Below are 16,103 nucleotides of genomic sequence, written 5' to 3' on the forward strand. Positions count from 1 at the left end.
CACACCCCTAGAAACCACCACACCACCGGAGGTACGACATGAGAAGTAGGCGGTTAGCCGCCGCGGCCGTGATCGCCCTGGCCGCATCGGTCGCCCTGGGCGGCTGCGGCCGCGACTCGGGCGGCAGCAAGGACGAGGCGAAATCCGTCGGGAGCGGCAAGGCGAGCGGCGACATCACCGTCTGGGCGATGGGCACCGAAGGCGAAAAGCTCGCCGAGTTCGCGAAGGAGTTCTCCACCGAGAACCCCGACGCGAAGGTCTCCGTGACCGCGGTGCCCTGGGACGCGGCGCACCAGAAGATCGCAAGTGCCATCGCCGCCAAGCAGACCCCGGACGTGTCGATGATCGGCACCACCTGGCAGGGCGAGTTCGCCAAGACCGGCGCGCTCGACCCGACCCCGCCCGACCTGATCAAGAAAGACGACTTCTTCCCCGGCGCCTGGGACACCACGATCGTTGACAACACCTCGTACGGCGTCCCCTGGTACGTGGAGACCCGGCTGATCTACTACCGCAAGGACCTCGCGGCCAAGGCCGGATTCCCGGACGGCCCGAAGACGTGGGACGACCTCAAGGCCATGGCCAAGGGCATGAAGGACAAGGCCGGCGCGAAGTGGGGCCTCAACCTCCAGCCCGGCAAGACCGGCAGCTGGCAGTCGGTCCTGCCGTTCGCCTGGTCCAACGGGGCTGAGGTGGCCAGCGCCGACAAGTTGAGCTTCGACACCCCGGAGATGACCGAAGCGCTCGGCTACTACCAGTCCTTCTTCAAGGAGGGACTGTCCCCGACCGCACTGCCGGAAGGTTCGCTCGAGCCCGGCTTCATCAAGGGTGACATCGGCGCGTTCATCTCCGGCCCGTGGCACGTGGGCATCCTCGACGACCAGGGCGGCCCCGGCTTCAAGGACAAGTACGCACTCGCGCAGATGCCGACGAAGAAGTCCTCGACCTCGTTCATCGGCGGCAGCAATCTCGCCGTCTTCAAGGACGCCAAGAACCGTGACGGCGGCTGGAAGTTCGTGCAATGGCTGAGCAAGCCCGAGGTGCAGGTCAAGTGGTACCAGGCGGTCAAGGACCTGCCCGCGGTGCAGTCCGCCTGGACCGACCCCACGCTCTCCGGCGACACCTTCCTGACCGCGTTCGGCCAGCAGCTCAAGAGCGCCAAGGCGCCGCCGTCGATCCCGACCTGGGAGCAGATCGCGGCCGCCTTCGACCTGGAGGTCGAGAAGCTGTGCAAGCAGAACGCCGACCCCGCCGCGACCGCCAAGGCGGCCCAGGAGAAGGCGAGCGCCATCGGGACCGGGAGCTGACATGGTCAGCGCCTCCGCGGCGACGGCACCGGCGCGACCGGACGGGGCGAGCAGCCCCGGCCGGCCCGCCGGGTCGGTCCGGCGACGTCAACGCCTGCGGCGCGCGCTGACCGGCTGGGCCTTCTCCGCACCCTTCACCGTGCTGTTCGCAGTGTTCATGGCGCTGCCGGTGGTGGTCTCGCTGGCCATGAGCTTCACCGACCTGCGCTCCACCGACCTGCGCAACCCGCTCGCGGTCAACGTCGTCGGCATCGACAACTACACCCGCCTGTTCTCCGATCAACTCTTCCTGCGCTCGGCGGTCAACACCCTGGTGTTCGTCGTCATCGGAGTGCCGCTGACGATGGTGCTGGCCCTGGCCGCCGCGACCGGACTCAACTCCGGGCTCGTACGCTTCCGCGCGCTGTTCCGGGTCGGCTTCTACCTGCCGGTCGTGACCAGCATCGTGGCGATCGCGGTGGTCTGGCGCTTCCTGCTCGACCCCGAGATCGGGCTGGTCAACAACCTGCTGCGACTGGTCGGGATCGACGGCCCGAGCTGGCTGTTCGACACCCGGCTCGCGCTGCCGTCGCTGATCGTCATGGCGGCCTGGCGCAACTTCGGCTTCCTGATGGTGATCTTCCTGGCCGGGCTCCAGGCGGTCCCGGCCGACCTGTACGAGGCCGCGACGCTCGACGGCGCGACGCGGTGGCAGCAGTTCCGCAACGTCACCCTGCCGATGCTGCGGCCGACGCTGCTCTTCGGCGGGGTGGTCACCGGCATCGGCTACCTCCAGCTGTTCGAGGAGCCGTTCGTCATGACGCAGGGCGGCCCCCTCTCCTCGACGCTGTCGGTCTCGTTCCACATCTACAACCAGTTCGGCTTCGGCAACTACGGCTACGCGGCCGCCGCCAGCTACGTGCTCTTCCTGGCGGTCGTGGCGCTGTCGGTCGTGCAGTTCCGCCTGCTGGGGGAGAGGGACTGACGATGGCCACGAGAGACACCACCCTGCGTACCCGGGACCGGGTCGCCAGGACAGTGCTCCACGTCGTCCTGGTCCTCGGACTGCTCGCCGTGGCCGGACCGTTCGTCTGGATGGCCCTCGCATCGGTCAAGCCGGAGCGGGAGATCCGCGCGGTGCCGCCGACCTGGTGGCCCGAGACGTTCACGCTGGACAACTTCCGCGAGCTGTTCTCCCGGCTCGACTTCCCGCTCTACTTCGTCAACTCGGCTCTGGTCGCGGCCGTGGTCACGGTCGGCAACCTGCTGTTCTGCTCGCTCGTCGGGTACGCGTTGGCAAAGCTGCGCTACCCCGGCAAGCGCATGCTCTTCCTGGCCGTGCTCGGCATGCTCATGGTGCCCGGCATGGTGACCTTCGTCCCGCAGTTCGTGCTGGTCAGCAACATGAGCCTGACCAACACCTACGCCGGCCTGATCCTGCCGTTCCTCGTCGGACCCTTCGGCGTGTTCCTCATGCGGCAGTTTCTCCAGTCGATCCCCGACGACCTCATCGAGGCCGCCCGGGTCGACGGCGCCGGCGAATTCCGGATCTTCTGGCGGGTGGTGCTCCCGTTGTGCCGCCCGGCGCTGGCCACCCTCGGGATCCTCACGTTCCTCGGCTCCTGGAACAACTTCCTGTGGCCCCTCGTGGTCGCCACCACGGAGGACAAGTACACGTTGCCGGTCGCCCTCGCGCTCTACAGCGTCGGCCAGAACCGCACCGACTACGGTCTGCTCCTCGCCGGCGCGGTCGTCGTCGTGCTCCCGGTGCTCATCGTGTTCCTGCTCCTGCAGCGGCACTTCCTGCGCGGCATCGCGACCACCGGAATCAAGTGACCCATGCTCCCGCACCAGACAAGGAGACCCATGCGACGCCTTCTCGCACCGCTCCTCGCGCTGGCACTCGTGCTGGCCGGCGGCTCGCCCGCCGTCGCGGCAACCGACGAGCGCGGCCCGGACCGGGCCCTGCTCCGCTACGCCACGGACACGTGGCGGTCGATGGCCGCCATGACCGACCCCGGCACCGGCCTGATCGCCGACAACATCACCGGCGACCTCGCCGCCGGCGGCCGCGCCACCTACACGTCCCCCACCAACATCGGCGGCTACCTGTGGTCCGCGGTGGTCGCCAGCAAGCTCGGCATCATCTCGCGGTCCGAAGCCCGTCAACGGATCGCCAAGACCCTCGACACGCTCGCCCGGCTCAAGCACCACACCGCCTCGGGCATGTACTACAACTGGTACGACCCGCGGGACGGCTCGGTCGTCACCGTCTGGCCCGACAACGGCAGCACCGTCTACCCGTTCATGTCCAGCGTGGACAACGGCTGGCTCGCGGCGGCGCTCAACGTGGTCAAGGGGGCCGTGCCGGAGCTGCGCGGCCAGGCCGACGCGATCCTGCGAAGGATGAACTTCGGCTTCTACTACAACCCGGCGGCGTCGACCCCGTTCGGGGCCAGCGGCCTGATCGCCGGCGGCTTCTGGGACGCGCCACCGCCGGGGTGCTCGCGGCAGCGGGACGGCGTGTGGTTCACCTGCAACCACTACGACATCACCGTCACCGAGCCGCGCATCGCGACGTACCTCGGCATCGCGATGGGCCAGATCCCACCGAAGGCCTACTACAACACCATGCGCACCCTGCCGGCCACCTGCGACTGGAGCTGGCACGAGATGCAGCCGGTCGGCTTCGACACCAGCTACGAGGGCGTTGCGGTGTATGAGGGCGCCTACCGGTACCGCGGCATCCAGTTCGTACCCAGCTGGGGTGGCGACATGTTCGAGGCGCTGATGCCCGACCTATTCGTGCCCGAAGCGCGGTGGGCGCCCAACAGCTGGGGCCGCAACCATCCCGCGACCGTCGCCGGCCAGATCGAGCACGGGATGAACGACGCCGGGTACGGCTACTGGGGTTTCTCCCCGGCCAGCGACCCGACCGGCGGCTACCAGGCCTGGGGTGTCGACGCGATGGGCATGGACACCGACGGCTACCCGTCCGACATGGAGCACTCGAAGTACGACGCCGGGTTCGGCGACTGCCGCCCGGCCGGCCCGGACCCCGACTACGGCGACGGCGTGGTGACCCCGCACGCGGCGTTCCTCGCCCTTCCGTACGCCAAGGCAGCGGCCGTCGACAACCTCGCCCGACTCAAGGCCAACTTCGACTCGTACGGCCCCGGTGGCTTCTACGACGCGATCGCCGTCGGCAGCGGCACCGTGGCCAAGCGCTACCTGTCCCTCGACCAGGCCATGATCATGGGTGCGCTCGGCAACGAGCTCGGCAACGACCTGCTCCGCCGCGCGTTCGTCTCGCCACAGTTCGAACGCCGGATCCGTCCGCTGATCGCACAGGAGACGTTCAACGTGCCGGCCAACCAGGACCTTCCCCAGCTGCGGGCGGCCGGCTGACGGCACCGGGAAGTAGGGCCTGCGGCCGCCGCAGGCCCTACGTCCCAGATGCGGCCGGATCCTCCCGGTGGCCGGCGCGGCTCACGCCCGGGGCACCTCGACCAGCACCGCGCCGGGCTGCGGCAGGTCCAGTTCCAGCACCGCCGCTCCGCCGTCGGCGGACGGCTGCACCTTTTCCACCGTGAGCTGGTCGACGGCGCGGAGCGCCGCCCACTGCTCGTCGGTCGGCCACTCGGCGACCCCCAGCCGCTCGGCGAGCGTGGTGACGTCACCGTGCTCCCGGTCGAGCCGGGAGACCAGGGCGGGCCGGCCGGCCGCGCCGTCGACGACCAGCCGGATCCGCCGGGCCAGCGCCGGATCCCCGTCCCGCTTGTCCTGGTCCAGGGTGGACACCCAAATCAGGATCGCCAGGCTGCCGTCACCGCGCCGGCTGGCCCAGGTCTGCACCAGGCCCTCGGCGCCGTCGCCGGCGGCCCGTACCGGCAGTTCGGTCTCGCCGAGCTGGGCGAGCATCCGCAGCGCGTGGTAGCGCGGCTTGGCGATACCGCCGACGGTGAGCAGGCCGAACCCGCCGTGCAGCAGCCTCGGCGGCCGGCCGAGTTCCTCGAAGTGGTCACTGGCCACCCAGTAGGACAGCGCGTCGACCCTGCCGGCGGCCGACCGCATGCCGGTGAGCAGGAAGGTCGCGGCCGAGGTGCCGTCGTTGACCGGGTGGAAGTGGGTGGGGGTGACGCCCCACTCGGTCCACAGGATCCGTGCGTCGGGAAAGCCGAGGCGGGCCAGCGTCGGCCGCAGGTCCAGCGGCGGGCTGCCGTACGTGTGGGTGGAGACGAAGTCCACCGGTGCCCCGGACCGCGCGGCATGTTCCAGCAGCGCGTCCACCCAGCCGGCGGCCGCCGACGACGGCCCACCCACCGGGATCCGCGGATCGACGTCCTTGACCGCGCGGGCGGTCACGTCGTACAGCCGCATCCACTCCTCGCGGCTGCCGCTCCAGAAGACCTCCAGATTGGCCTCGTTCCACACCTCGAAGTCCCAGGCGAGCACCTGCTCGCCGTACCGGTCCAGCAGGTGGGCCACCAGCGCCCGCACCAGCCCGGACCACCGGTCCCAGTCCCGCGGCGGGGAAATGATGCCGCGATAGGTGAAGACTGTGCGATCCGGGTCGGTGGCCAGGTCGCGGGGCATGAACCCGATCTCCACCACCGGCGTCATGCCGATGCCCAGGAGCAGGTCGTAGACCTGGTCCACGCGGCTGAAGTCGTACACCGGCTCGCCGTCGACCTCGCGGTAGACACCGAGGTCGTCGTGCAGGATCGAGTGCGCCCGCACGGCGGTCACGCCGATCTCCTCGCGTACCCGGCGGAGCGCGGCCAGCAGTTCGCCGCCGATCTCCCGGCCACCCGAGCGGTCCCGGCAGAGCAGTTGGGACAGCCGCTCGCTGCCGATCATCGGCTGCCACGGACGGTGCAGGGTGCTGCCGGCGGCGTCCGCGTCGAGGTGGAGCGTGACGGTGGTCGGTTCCCCGGCGCCCGGCAGGGCGGCCGCCGTGACCGCGTCGCTGAGCGCGCCGGTCACGGTCACCTCGGGTACGGCGGCCACCGCGTACGCGTACCGCTCGCCCGGGCTACCGGTGGTGTCGACGTACCAGGTGTCGGGAACGGCGAGCACGTCGCCGCCGAGGTGGTCCACCGGAGTGAACGGCCCCGACGCCCGATCGCCATCCAGCGTCGCGCGATGCACCAGGTAGCCGACCGCGCCGTTGACGGGCTGCCAGGAGAGGCGGACATGTCCGCGCCCGGGGGTGGCGGTGAGGCGGGCCGGCGGTGGCAGGTCGGGTAGCGCCGGCGTGCCGCCTTCGTCGCTGTGCCGGGCGATGCGGGCTTCCCAATCGGTCCGGGCGTCGGACGGCTCGGGTCCGCTGGCGTTCGTCACCGGGTACCTCCTCGCGGTCTTGAGTGAACCGGTTCGACGAATGTAACCGGTTACCGTCGCTCGTGCGATCCGGCTATCGGCCGGGCGACTCGCGGCCGCGCGCCCCGTAGCCGACAGTGGAGCGTCCTCGACGCGGCACCGTTGACGGCGGCCTCGAGGCCGCCGACCGCCGCGGAGCTCGGGCGGCCGGACGGGGAACCCGGCCCCGGTTCCGTACGTCGTAGGAGGCATGACAGGCAGCAGCGCCCGCGTACCCCATCGGCCGGCCGCCGCCGGCGCCCCCGCGGCCATGGGACTGGCGCTGCTCGCCAGCCTGGCCTTGATCGCCGGCTGCATGGCCACGTCGGCACCCCCACCGCCGCCCCACCGGGCCGCGCCCGCCGGAGGGATCCAGCTCGTCGCGTTCGACTCCTGTGCGCAACTGCTGCCGCAGCTGAAGGCGGCAGCCCGGGCGTACGTCCAGCCGTGGGGGTTCGCGCCGAACGGGGACGTGCTGGCCCTCGGCGGCCCGCAGAAGGCCGCGGCCGCGCGGGCGGATGCGGCGCCCGGCGCGGCTGCCGCCGGCGGCTACTCGGGCACCAACACCCACGAGGCCGGGGTGGACGAACCGGACCTGGTCAAGACCGACGGCGGGCGGATCGTCACGGTCAACCACGGCCGGTTGTACGTGGTCGACCCGGCGACCCGCCGGCTGACCGGAGAACTGGACCTGGCCCCCGGCGCCGACCGGGTCGGGTGGGCCGGCCGGGTCGAGGACAGCCTGCTGCTGCACGGGGACCGGGCGCTGGTGCTGCTCCGGCAGGGCTGGCCGGCGGTCACGAAACAGGGCGTCCCCGGCCCGGATCGGCGACCCGGGCCGGCGGACGACCCCGGGTCGCCTGACATCGTCGGCCCGCGGCTGGTCATGGTCGACCTCTCCGGCACTCCGAAGATCATCGGTGAATACCGGATCGACGGCGATCTGGTGGACGCCCGCCAGGTGAACGGAACCGTCCGCGTCGTGGTCCGCTCCGCGCCCCGGCTGACCTTTCCCTACCGGGAACGGGCCAACGACGCGCAGCGCACCGCCGCCAACCGCGAGATCATCGACGCCGCGACCGTCGACGACTGGCTGCCCCGCTACGAGATCACCGCCGACGGGCAGACCCGCAGCGGCCAGGTCGGCTGCGACCGGGTGAGCCACCCGGCCAGCTACTCCGGCACCTCACTGGTGACCGTGCTCAGCTTCGACCTCGGCCGGGCCGCGCTCGGCGCCGGCGACCCGGTCACCGTGCTGGCCGACGGCGACACCGTCTACAGCAACGGACCGCGGCTGTACGTCGCCAACGATCAGCGCTGGAAGGTGCTGCCGAGGCTGACCGCGCGGAACCTTGCACCCGACCCCCGGGACGAGGCCACCGAGATCTACCAGTTCGACACCTCCGGCGCAGGCGCCCCACGCTTCGTCGCCGCCGCCTCCGTGCCCGGCTGGTTGATCAACCAGTACGCCCTGTCCGAGTGGGACGGGCACCTGCGGGTGGCCACCACCACCGGCCGTACCTGGGGCCCCAACCCCAAATCGACCTCCAGCGTGTATGTGCTGCGGGCCGACGGTGCGACGTTGACCCGGGTCGGCAGCGTCACCGGACTGGGCAAGGGGGAACGGATCCACGCCGTACGGTTCGTCGGCGGCACCGGGTACGTCGTCACCTTCCGGCAGACCGACCCCCTCTACACCGTCGACCTGCGCGATCCGAAGGCACCGACCGTGCGCGGCGAACTGAAGATCAACGGGTATTCGGCGTACCTGCATCCCGCCGGCGAAGGCCAGCTGCTGGGCGTCGGGCAGGAGGCGTCCGACCGGGGCCGCGTCCAGGGCACCCAGGTCTCACTCTTCGACGTCTCCGACCCGGCCAAGCCGACCCGGCTCGCCCAACACCACGTCGCACAGGCGCACTCCGAGGCGGAGTTCGACCCGCACGCGTTCCTCTACTGGCCCGCCGAACGCCTCGTCGTGCTCCCACTGACCGTCCCGAACGCCGGCGCCGCGCGTGCCCCCGGTACGGCGAACGACGGCAACGCCGGTCGACTGCCGCGCAGTGTGGCGCTGGCGCTGCGGGTCGAGGACGGCGGGTTCACCACGGTCGGCACGATCGACCACACGGCGCGGGCGGGACGTCCCGGGGAACTGGTGCCGATCCGCCGATCACTGGTGGTCGACGGAGTGCTGTGGACCGTGTCCGAGGCCGGCCTCCAGGCGAGCGAACTCGCCACCATGCGGACCCTCGGCTGGCTGCCTACGGCGTGACCGGTGTCCCCGCGTGCGGCGGCGCAGCCGCCCACCGGCTCACCGGGCGGGTGGGTCGACGGCCCGCGAGCCTTGATCGCTGCCGAGTCGGCTGATTAGCTGGCCGGCATGACTGAGCTCGGACCCGTCGCCTGGCCACCGGAGCCGATCCGGACCGAGCGGCTCGTGCTGCGTGAGTCCGAGGCGCGGGACCGTCCGGCGTTCATCGAGCTGCTGGCGTCGCCAGCGGTGCACACCTACCTCGGCGGCCCCCGGTCCCGTGACGAGCTTGAGCGCGAGACGCCCGGGGTGCCCGAGCGGTGGCCGGGGAGTTTCGTCGTTGCTCTCGACGGGGCGATGATCGGCCAGATCCTGCTCAGGAGAGCAACCGGGCACCGTCGCCCGGCTGCCGTGGGGAAGGCCGATCTCGGTTACCTGTTCCTGCCGCGGGCGTGGGGGTTCGGGTACGCCGCCGAGGCGTGCGCGGCGGCACTCGCCTGGTTCGACGGCGTCCTTCCCGGGGAGCCGGTGGTGCTCACCACCCAGACCGCCAACGTCGGCTCCATGCGCCTCGCGGCAAAGCTCGGGTTCACCGAGGTGGAACGGTTCCAGGCCTGGGACGCCGAGCAGTGGCTCGGCGTGCGCCCCCCGGTCACGCCGTCCGCGTGACCTCGTGCTCGACAGCGCGCGGAGCAGCCGGCCGGACCGGTCAGGAATCGAGAAGCACCGGCCACGCACCCGTGCCTAGCGTGATCGCCATGACCTCCATCAAGTCCGTCACCCTCGACGTGCCCGACCTCACCAGCGCCGACGCCTTCTACACCGCCTTCGGGGTGGCCGACCACGTGCGGCTACGCGCTTCCGAAGCACCGACGGCCGGCTTCCGTGGTTTCGTGTTGTCGCTCGTGGTGTCCCAGCCGAGCACCGTCGACAGCCTCATCGGCGCCGCTCTCGGTGGCGGCGCCACGGAGCTGAAGCGGGCCAAGAAGGGGTTCTGGGGGTACGGCGGCGTCGTGCAGGCGCCGGACGGGGCGATCTGGAAGGTCGCGACGTCGGCGAAGAAGGACACCGGTCCCGCCACCCGGCGGATCGACGACGTCGTGCTGCTGCTCGGAGTCGCGGACGTGAAGGCGAGCAAGCAGTTCTACGTCGACCGCGGCCTGGCCGTGGCGAAGAGCTTCGGCAGCAAGTACGTCGAGTTCGCCACCGCGGAGTCCTCCATCAAGCTGGCGCTGTACGGGCGGCGCGCCGCCGCCAAGGACGCCGGCGTCTCCCCGGACGGGACCGGCTCGCACCGGATCGTCATCGGCGGCGATGCCGGCTCCTTCACCGACCTGGACGGGTTCGCGTGGGCGGCATGAGGATCGCGGTCACCGGGGGCACCGGGCGGGTCGGCGGTCGGGTGGCGCACCTGCTGGCCGGCGAGGGACGGCACGACGTCATCGCGCTGTCGAGCCGCACCGCGCCGTACGACGGCCCGGCCGCGCTGCGCGCCGCGCTCAACGGGGTCGACACCCTGGTGTTCGTGTCCAGCGACGGCGAGGCCGCGCGGGTGATCGTCCACCACCACAACGTCCTGGACGCGGCGATGCGGACCGGCGTCCGGCACGTGGTGCTGCTCAGCGGCGTGGACGCGGACGTGGATTCGCCGTTCTGCTACGCACACACCAACGGCCGCACCGAGCGGCTGCTGCGCGCCTCCGGCCTCCCGTACTCCATCGTGCGTGCCGGCCTGTTCACCGAGTTCTTCGTCGGCCTGATCCAGCAGGTCGCCGCGAGCAGCACCGGGACGGTGGCGCTCCCGGCCGCGGAGGGCCGCGTCTCCCTCGTCGCACGCAGCGACGTGGCGCACTGTCTGGCCGCTCTGGCACTGCGCGAACCCACCAACGCGCACCACGACGTGACGGGGCCGGAGAGCCTCACCGTCGAGGCGGTCGTCGCGGCCGCCGGATACCGGTACGCCGACACCACGCCGGCCGACTTCGCCGGCGCCCTGCTGCGCCACGGCGAGGAGCCGTGGTGGACCTACGCGTACGCAAGCATGTTCGAGTCCATCCGGCAGGGCCGCTGGGCGGCGACCTCCGCAGCGGTCACCGAACTGACCGGCCGTGAACCGGCGGCCCTGCCGGACGTGCTCACCGCCGCGAGCCTCGGTTCGGGCACCGGAACGACGTGATCGATGTCGGAGTCGTCACTGCGCGCCGGCCCTGCCGAGCCGGCGCGGTCCCAGCGGAGGCGCCCGGTGGCCCCGGTCAGTCCCGGGGCGCGAACAGCATGCGCGCCAGCACGAGCATCATCGCCGCGAAGCCGCCGACCAGAGCGAGCCACGACCACGCCCAGCCGACGGTGAAGCCCAGCACCGCGAAGGCCGCGATGGCGATCAGCCAGAGGGTGAGGGTGTACAGGCCGAAGCGGGCGGCGGCGGCCGGGTCGTTGGTGAAACGGTCGCCGACGTCCTGCTGGGATGCGTGTTGCTGGAGCACCCACGGCTTGTGGCGGTTGGTCTGCGTGGCACCGAGGTAGGTGAACCCGACGGCGGCGGCCACGATGGCGAGTACGCCACCGATCAGCCAGGGCAGCTCGCCCTCGGCCAGGTACCGCCAGCCCGAGCCCGCGCCGGCCAGGGCGAGGGCCGTGGCGGCCCCGTATCCGGCGGCGCGAAGGGCGCGCACGGGATAGTTGGTGGTGGTCTCCTGCCGCAGTGCGTCGGCCACGATGAGGCCCACGGCCAGCGCGGCGGCCGGGATCGCGGCGAGTTGCGCCGGCTCGGGCACCGCGACGTCGACCGCGGCCAGTACGAGGATGGCGAGCGCGGCGACCGCGACCGCCGCCAGGACGACGGTGCGTACCAGGAATCCGGGCTTGGGCCGGACCCGGTGGCGTGCCCACGCGGCGGCGGGTGTGTCGGACCCGGTCTCCATCTCGTCGATCAGCGATCGGACGTCGCCCAACTCGGCCGTCGCGCGGCGCACGGCGGCGGTGGGGGAGAGCCCGGCCCGTTCGAGGTCGGCTACCCGGGCTACCAGGTTCGCTCGGATCTCCTCCTTCAGGTCCTGAATCTCGGGGGTCATCTCGACGCCGGCGAAGGCCTCGTCGAGGAGGCGGTGGATGTCTGTCGCGGAGCTGCGCGTGGTGCCGTTCGAGGCGGTCATGACGATGCCTTTCCAGTGGCCGGTTGCCGGGGGTTGGGTTGATCGCCGAGGTCGAGCAGAGAGTCGATGAGGTCGCGCGTGACGACCCACGCCGCGACGTTGCGGCGGTAGACGGCGTGGCCGGCGTCGGTGATGCGGTAGTACTTCCGCCGCCCGCCCTTGGTCTCGTCACCCCAGTAGGCCTCGACGAGTCCGTCCTTGACCAGGCGCCGGTAGCTGGCGTACAGCGTCGCTTCCTTGATCTCGTACGCCCCGCCGGTCGCGTCGCGGATCGTCTTGAAGATCTCGAATCCGTAGCTGTCGCCGCGGCAGAGGATCCCCAGCACGATCGTGTCGGTGTGCCCGCGGAGCAGGTCGGCGGCGAAGGCGTCACCGAGAAGGGCGGCGTCGCTCCCGCTTCTCTCAAACATGACTAGTACTGTATCAGGTCTAGTACTAGTGCAGCTATAGAGCCGGGCAGGACAGCCGCCGCCCTGCCCGGCGGACAAGGGGACCTGCCGGCCTGGAACGATGACCGGGTGAAGATCACCCGTCTCATCACCTGCGAGGACGCGCCGGCCCTGGCCGAGTTGCTCCGCGTCAACCGCGAGTTCCTCGCGCCGTGGGAGCCGATCCGTAGCGAGGACTACTTCACGGCGGACGGCCAGCGCGCCGTCATCGAAGCCGATCTCCAGCAGCACGAACAGGGATCGAAGCTGCCCCACGTCATCCTCGACGACTCCGGTCACGTGATCGGCCGCATCACGCTCAACGGCATCGTGCGCGGGCCCTTCCAGTCATGTGCCATGGGCTACTGGGTGAGCGCCGGCCACAATGGCCGAGGGTTCGCGACGAAGGCGGTGCGCGAGATCGTTCGGGTGGCCTTCGAGGAGTTGGGGCTGCATCGGGTGCAGGCGGAAACCCTGCTGCACAACGTCAGATCGCAGCGGGTGCTGGAACGCAACGGGTTCGTGCGGTTCGGCATGGCGCCGGAGTACCTCAACATCGCCGGCCGGTGGCAGGACCACGTCATGTACCAGCTGGTGAGGCCGTCGTCGGCGACCCGCTGACGCCACCACCGGGCACCCACCGCGGGCAGCCGATGCCTACCATCACGGCATCGACGAGGCGGCCGGCCGTCGAGTACGTTACCGGCGAGTCGAGCTGGCGATCGTGGACGGCGGGAGACCGGATGGCCGGGAAACACCGTTCGTGGTCGGGCTGGGGCCACGTCGAGGACGCGGTGACCGGCGCGGAGGCCACCGCCCTGACCGCGCGGGTGCGTACCGTCCTGCCCACCGTCGACCTGACCGAGCATCTCGCGCCGCCCGTGGCCGAACTCGACCTACGCCCGCCTCGGGTCGACCCGCCGGCATCACTCGCCCCGCTGTGCTCGACGGCCCCGCCCGACCGGGCAGCGCACACCCACGGCAAGGCGTTCCGGGACGTCGTCCGCAACCTGCACGGCGACGTCCGCCACCCCCCGGATCTGGTGATCCGGCCCGCGACGGAACAGGACATCGTCGAAGTGCTCGACTGGTGCGCAGGTCGGGGCATCGCAGTGATCCCCTACGGCGGCGGGTCGTCAGTCGTCGGCGGTGTGGAGCCGCGGCTCGACGACGCGTACCCCGCGGCGGTCAGTCTCGACCTCGGGCGCCTCGACCGGGTGCTGGAGGTGGACCCGACCAGCCGGGCGGGCCGTATCCAGGCCGGCGTGTTCGGCCCGGCGCTGGAGGACCAGCTCCGGCGGCATGACCTCACGCTGCGGCACTTCCCGCAGTCGTTCGAGTTCTCCACCCTGGGCGGCTGGCTGGCCACCCGCGCCGGCGGCCACTACGCCACCGTCCTCACCCACATCGACGACCTGGTGGAGTCCATGCGGGTGATCACGCCGGCCGGCACCAGCCAGTCGCGTCGGCTGCCCAGCTCCGGTGCCGGGCCGTCCCCGGACCGGATGTTCCTCGGCTCGGAGGGCGCGCTCGGCGTCATCACCGAGGCCTGGTTGCGGCTGCAGAAGCGGCCGCGCTGGCGGGCGGGCGCCTCGATCCGCTTCACCGACTACGACCAGGCGGTCGCCGCCACCCGGGGCGTCGCCCAGTCCGCGCTGAACCCGAGCAACTGCCGGCTGCTCGACCCGGCTGAGGCGCTCCTCAACGCCGGCGCCGCCACCACCGGCGGCGTGCTCGTCCTCGGATTCGAGTCCGCCGACCATCCGGTCACACCGTGGCTGGATCGCGCCGTCGAGCTCTGCCGGCACCACGGGGGCATTCACGAGCCGGCCCGCGGCGGCGACTCGTCCGGCCCACGTCGGGGGACCGCCGACGCATGGCGGTCCGCGTTCCTGCGCATGCCGTACCAGCGCGACGCGCTCGCCGCGCGGTCGATGATCGTGGAGACGTTCGAGACCGCCTGCACCTGGGACCGGTTCCCCGCCCTGCGCGCCGCCGTGCTCGACGCGGCCGGCGACGCATTCCGCGCCGTCGCCGCCACCGGCCTGGTCACCTGCCGCTTCACCCATGTCTACCCGGACGGCCCCGCCCCCTATTTCACCGTGTACGCCACCGGCCGCTGGGGCGCCACGCTCGCCCAGTGGAACCAGATCAAGCACGCCGTCTCCGACGCCCTGCTCGCCGCCGGCGGCAGCATCACCCACCACCACGCTGTCGGCCGCGACCACCGCCCGTGGTACGACCAGCAGCGCCCGGACCCCGTCGCGCTCGCGTTGCACGCCGCCAAGAGCGCGCTCGACCCGTCCTGGATCCTCAACCCCGGCGTCCTCGTCGATCCGCCGGCTGACGTGATCCGGCCCCGCGACGCCTGACCTGTCTGCGGTTGCCGTCCAAAGGGGCCAGTTCGGGCGGACGGAGCCGCCTCGGACGTCCGTCTCACCAGACGGTCAGCGCAGGCGGGCCCGCAGGTCGGCGATCCGGTCCGCCGCGGCCAGGAAACCGGTGGCGTCGAGCTGGCCCCGCGTCTGGGCGTTGACCAGGGCGGCGGTGGCGGCTTCGCCCTGGCTGACGTCACGGGCGGAGCACAGGATGAGATCCATGCCGGCAGTCGCGGCGGCGACCGCACGCTGGCCGGTGCTGCCGTAGTGAGCCAGCGCACCGGCTTCCAGAGCGTCGGTGACGGTCACTCCGGTGAACCCGATGCGGCGGCGCAGTTCCTGCCCGACCACTGCCGGCGACAGGCCGGCGGGGCGGTCCGGGTCCAGCGCCGGGTAGACGGCCCAGGACACCATGACCAGGTCGACCCCGACGCCGACGGCGGCGGAGTACGGAAACTCGTCGGTGCCGCGCAACGTGGCCGGCGACCGGGACAGGGTGACCGGCCCGGTGTCTGTGTTCTGGGCGGTTGCCGCCGACCCCAGTCCGGGGAAGTGCTTGGCGGTGGCGGCCACGCCGACGCGCTGCTGGGCGGTGATGAACGCCCGTCCCAGGCGTGCGACAGTGTCCGGGTTCGCGCTGTAGGAGCGCTGATACTGGTCGATGAAGTTGCCGGCGGCGGAGTAGACGTCGAGAACCGGGGCGAGGTTGACGTTCATACCCACCGCGGCAAGGGTGCGGCCCGCTCCGGCGCCTGCCGCGGTCGCCGCCGCCACCGGATCGGCGGACTGGCCGATTCGCTTCTCCGACAGCGTCGGCGCCCCCGGCAGCCGCCGGACCAGGCCGCCCTCCTGATCGACCATCAGCAGCAGCGGCACCTGGACCAGGCTCTGCGCCTGGGCTCGTCGCAACTGGGCGATCACCGACCTGATCTGGGCGGTGCTGGCGATGTTCTCCCCGAAGAAGACCACTCCGGCGGCCTCCCCGGCGCGGATGATCCGCAACAGGCTCGCCGGTGGCGTCAACCCGGGATAGGAGTAGATGATGCGCTGCCCGGCCAGTTGCCGTCTGGTCAGGCCGGCCGACCGGGTCGGCGTCGGTGTGGGTGAGGCGCCCGGGGCCTCCGTGGACGGCGGCGCGGTCGAGATGGACGGCGATGCCACCCGTCCGCCACCGGACCCACCGGGCGCGGACCACGTCGAGTCTGCCGCACCGGGGGCCGTCGGCCCGGGCGCGGGGGAGTGCGACGACT

At 71.6% G+C, this 16,103-nt stretch carries 14 protein-coding genes; 10 read left to right on the forward strand and 4 right to left on the reverse strand.

What is annotated here, in order from left to right; translation table 11 throughout:
• Positions 1 to 38: 38 nt before the first annotated feature.
• Genes ACWEVO_RS01295 through ACWEVO_RS01310 form a run of 4 tightly spaced genes read left to right on the forward strand, consistent with a single transcriptional unit; the run spans position 39 to position 4,694 of the window.
• Positions 39 to 1,307 carry a sugar ABC transporter substrate-binding protein gene (locus tag ACWEVO_RS01295; protein WP_452305564.1) on the forward strand — a complete coding sequence of 423 codons (1,269 nt, stop codon included), beginning with the start codon at positions 39 to 41 and terminating at the stop codon, positions 1,305 to 1,307.
• Position 1,308: 1 nt separating this feature from the next.
• A complete protein-coding gene (locus tag ACWEVO_RS01300; protein ID WP_452305565.1) occupies positions 1,309 to 2,271 on the forward strand; it encodes a carbohydrate ABC transporter permease in 963 nt (320 codons plus the stop codon).
• Between the two features lie 2 nt (positions 2,272 to 2,273).
• Entirely contained in the window at positions 2,274 to 3,122 is an 849-nt protein-coding gene (locus tag ACWEVO_RS01305; RefSeq protein WP_452305566.1) for a carbohydrate ABC transporter permease, read from the forward strand.
• Between the two features lie 30 nt (positions 3,123 to 3,152).
• Positions 3,153 to 4,694, forward strand: coding sequence for a glucoamylase family protein (locus ACWEVO_RS01310; RefSeq protein WP_452305567.1), 1,542 nt, complete (start codon positions 3,153 to 3,155; stop codon positions 4,692 to 4,694).
• 81 nt (positions 4,695 to 4,775) lie between these two features.
• Here the strand turns inward: ACWEVO_RS01310 and ACWEVO_RS01315 are convergent, their stop codons facing one another.
• Entirely contained in the window at positions 4,776 to 6,629 is a 1,854-nt protein-coding gene (locus ACWEVO_RS01315) for a GH39 family glycosyl hydrolase (RefSeq protein WP_452305568.1), read from the reverse strand.
• Between the two features lie 229 nt (positions 6,630 to 6,858).
• Between ACWEVO_RS01315 and ACWEVO_RS01320 the strand changes: the two genes are divergently transcribed.
• The 4 genes from ACWEVO_RS01320 to ACWEVO_RS01335 all read left to right on the forward strand — a co-directional run bounded on the left by ACWEVO_RS01320 (position 6,859) and on the right by ACWEVO_RS01335 (position 11,071).
• Positions 6,859 to 8,916 carry a beta-propeller domain-containing protein gene (locus ACWEVO_RS01320; protein ID WP_452305569.1) on the forward strand — a complete coding sequence of 686 codons (2,058 nt, stop codon included), beginning with the start codon at positions 6,859 to 6,861 and terminating at the stop codon, positions 8,914 to 8,916.
• A 108-nt stretch (positions 8,917 to 9,024) separates the two neighbouring features.
• Positions 9,025 to 9,564: a GNAT family N-acetyltransferase gene (locus ACWEVO_RS01325; protein WP_452305570.1), complete on the forward strand. Its 540-nt coding sequence runs from the start codon at positions 9,025 to 9,027 to the stop codon at positions 9,562 to 9,564.
• 89 nt (positions 9,565 to 9,653) lie between these two features.
• On the forward strand, positions 9,654 to 10,256 hold the full coding sequence (locus tag ACWEVO_RS01330; protein ID WP_452305571.1) for a glyoxalase: 603 nt from the start codon (positions 9,654 to 9,656) through the stop codon (positions 10,254 to 10,256).
• Positions 10,253 to 11,071 (forward strand): NAD(P)H-binding protein, encoded by an 819-nt coding sequence (locus ACWEVO_RS01335; RefSeq protein WP_452305572.1) that lies wholly within the window; start codon positions 10,253 to 10,255, stop codon positions 11,069 to 11,071. Before ACWEVO_RS01330 ends, ACWEVO_RS01335 begins: the two co-directional genes overlap by 4 nt.
• Before the next feature lie 76 nt (positions 11,072 to 11,147).
• Here the strand turns inward: ACWEVO_RS01335 and ACWEVO_RS01340 are convergent, their stop codons facing one another.
• The gene (locus ACWEVO_RS01340; protein WP_452305573.1) at positions 11,148 to 12,047 is read right to left on the reverse strand and encodes a permease prefix domain 1-containing protein; all 900 of its coding nucleotides are present in this window, start codon (positions 12,045 to 12,047) and stop codon (positions 11,148 to 11,150) included.
• Positions 12,044 to 12,457, reverse strand: coding sequence for a PadR family transcriptional regulator (locus ACWEVO_RS01345; protein WP_452305574.1), 414 nt, complete (start codon positions 12,455 to 12,457; stop codon positions 12,044 to 12,046). Before ACWEVO_RS01345 ends, ACWEVO_RS01340 begins: the two co-directional genes overlap by 4 nt.
• Before the next feature lie 108 nt (positions 12,458 to 12,565).
• On the opposite strand from ACWEVO_RS01345, the gene ACWEVO_RS01350 reads away from it, so the two are divergent.
• Positions 12,566 to 13,096 (forward strand): GNAT family N-acetyltransferase, encoded by a 531-nt coding sequence (locus ACWEVO_RS01350; protein WP_452305575.1) that lies wholly within the window; start codon positions 12,566 to 12,568, stop codon positions 13,094 to 13,096.
• A 122-nt stretch (positions 13,097 to 13,218) separates the two neighbouring features.
• Positions 13,219 to 14,847: an FAD-binding oxidoreductase gene (locus ACWEVO_RS01355; protein WP_452305576.1), complete on the forward strand. Its 1,629-nt coding sequence runs from the start codon at positions 13,219 to 13,221 to the stop codon at positions 14,845 to 14,847.
• 75 nt (positions 14,848 to 14,922) lie between these two features.
• Here ACWEVO_RS01355 and ACWEVO_RS01360 read toward each other — a convergent pair whose 3' ends face one another.
• Positions 14,923 to 16,014 (reverse strand): glycoside hydrolase family 3 N-terminal domain-containing protein, encoded by a 1,092-nt coding sequence (locus ACWEVO_RS01360; protein ID WP_452305577.1) that lies wholly within the window; start codon positions 16,012 to 16,014, stop codon positions 14,923 to 14,925.
• Between the last annotated feature and the right edge of the window lie 89 nt (positions 16,015 to 16,103).

It is taken from the genome of Micromonospora sp. NPDC003776 (assembly GCF_053605645.1).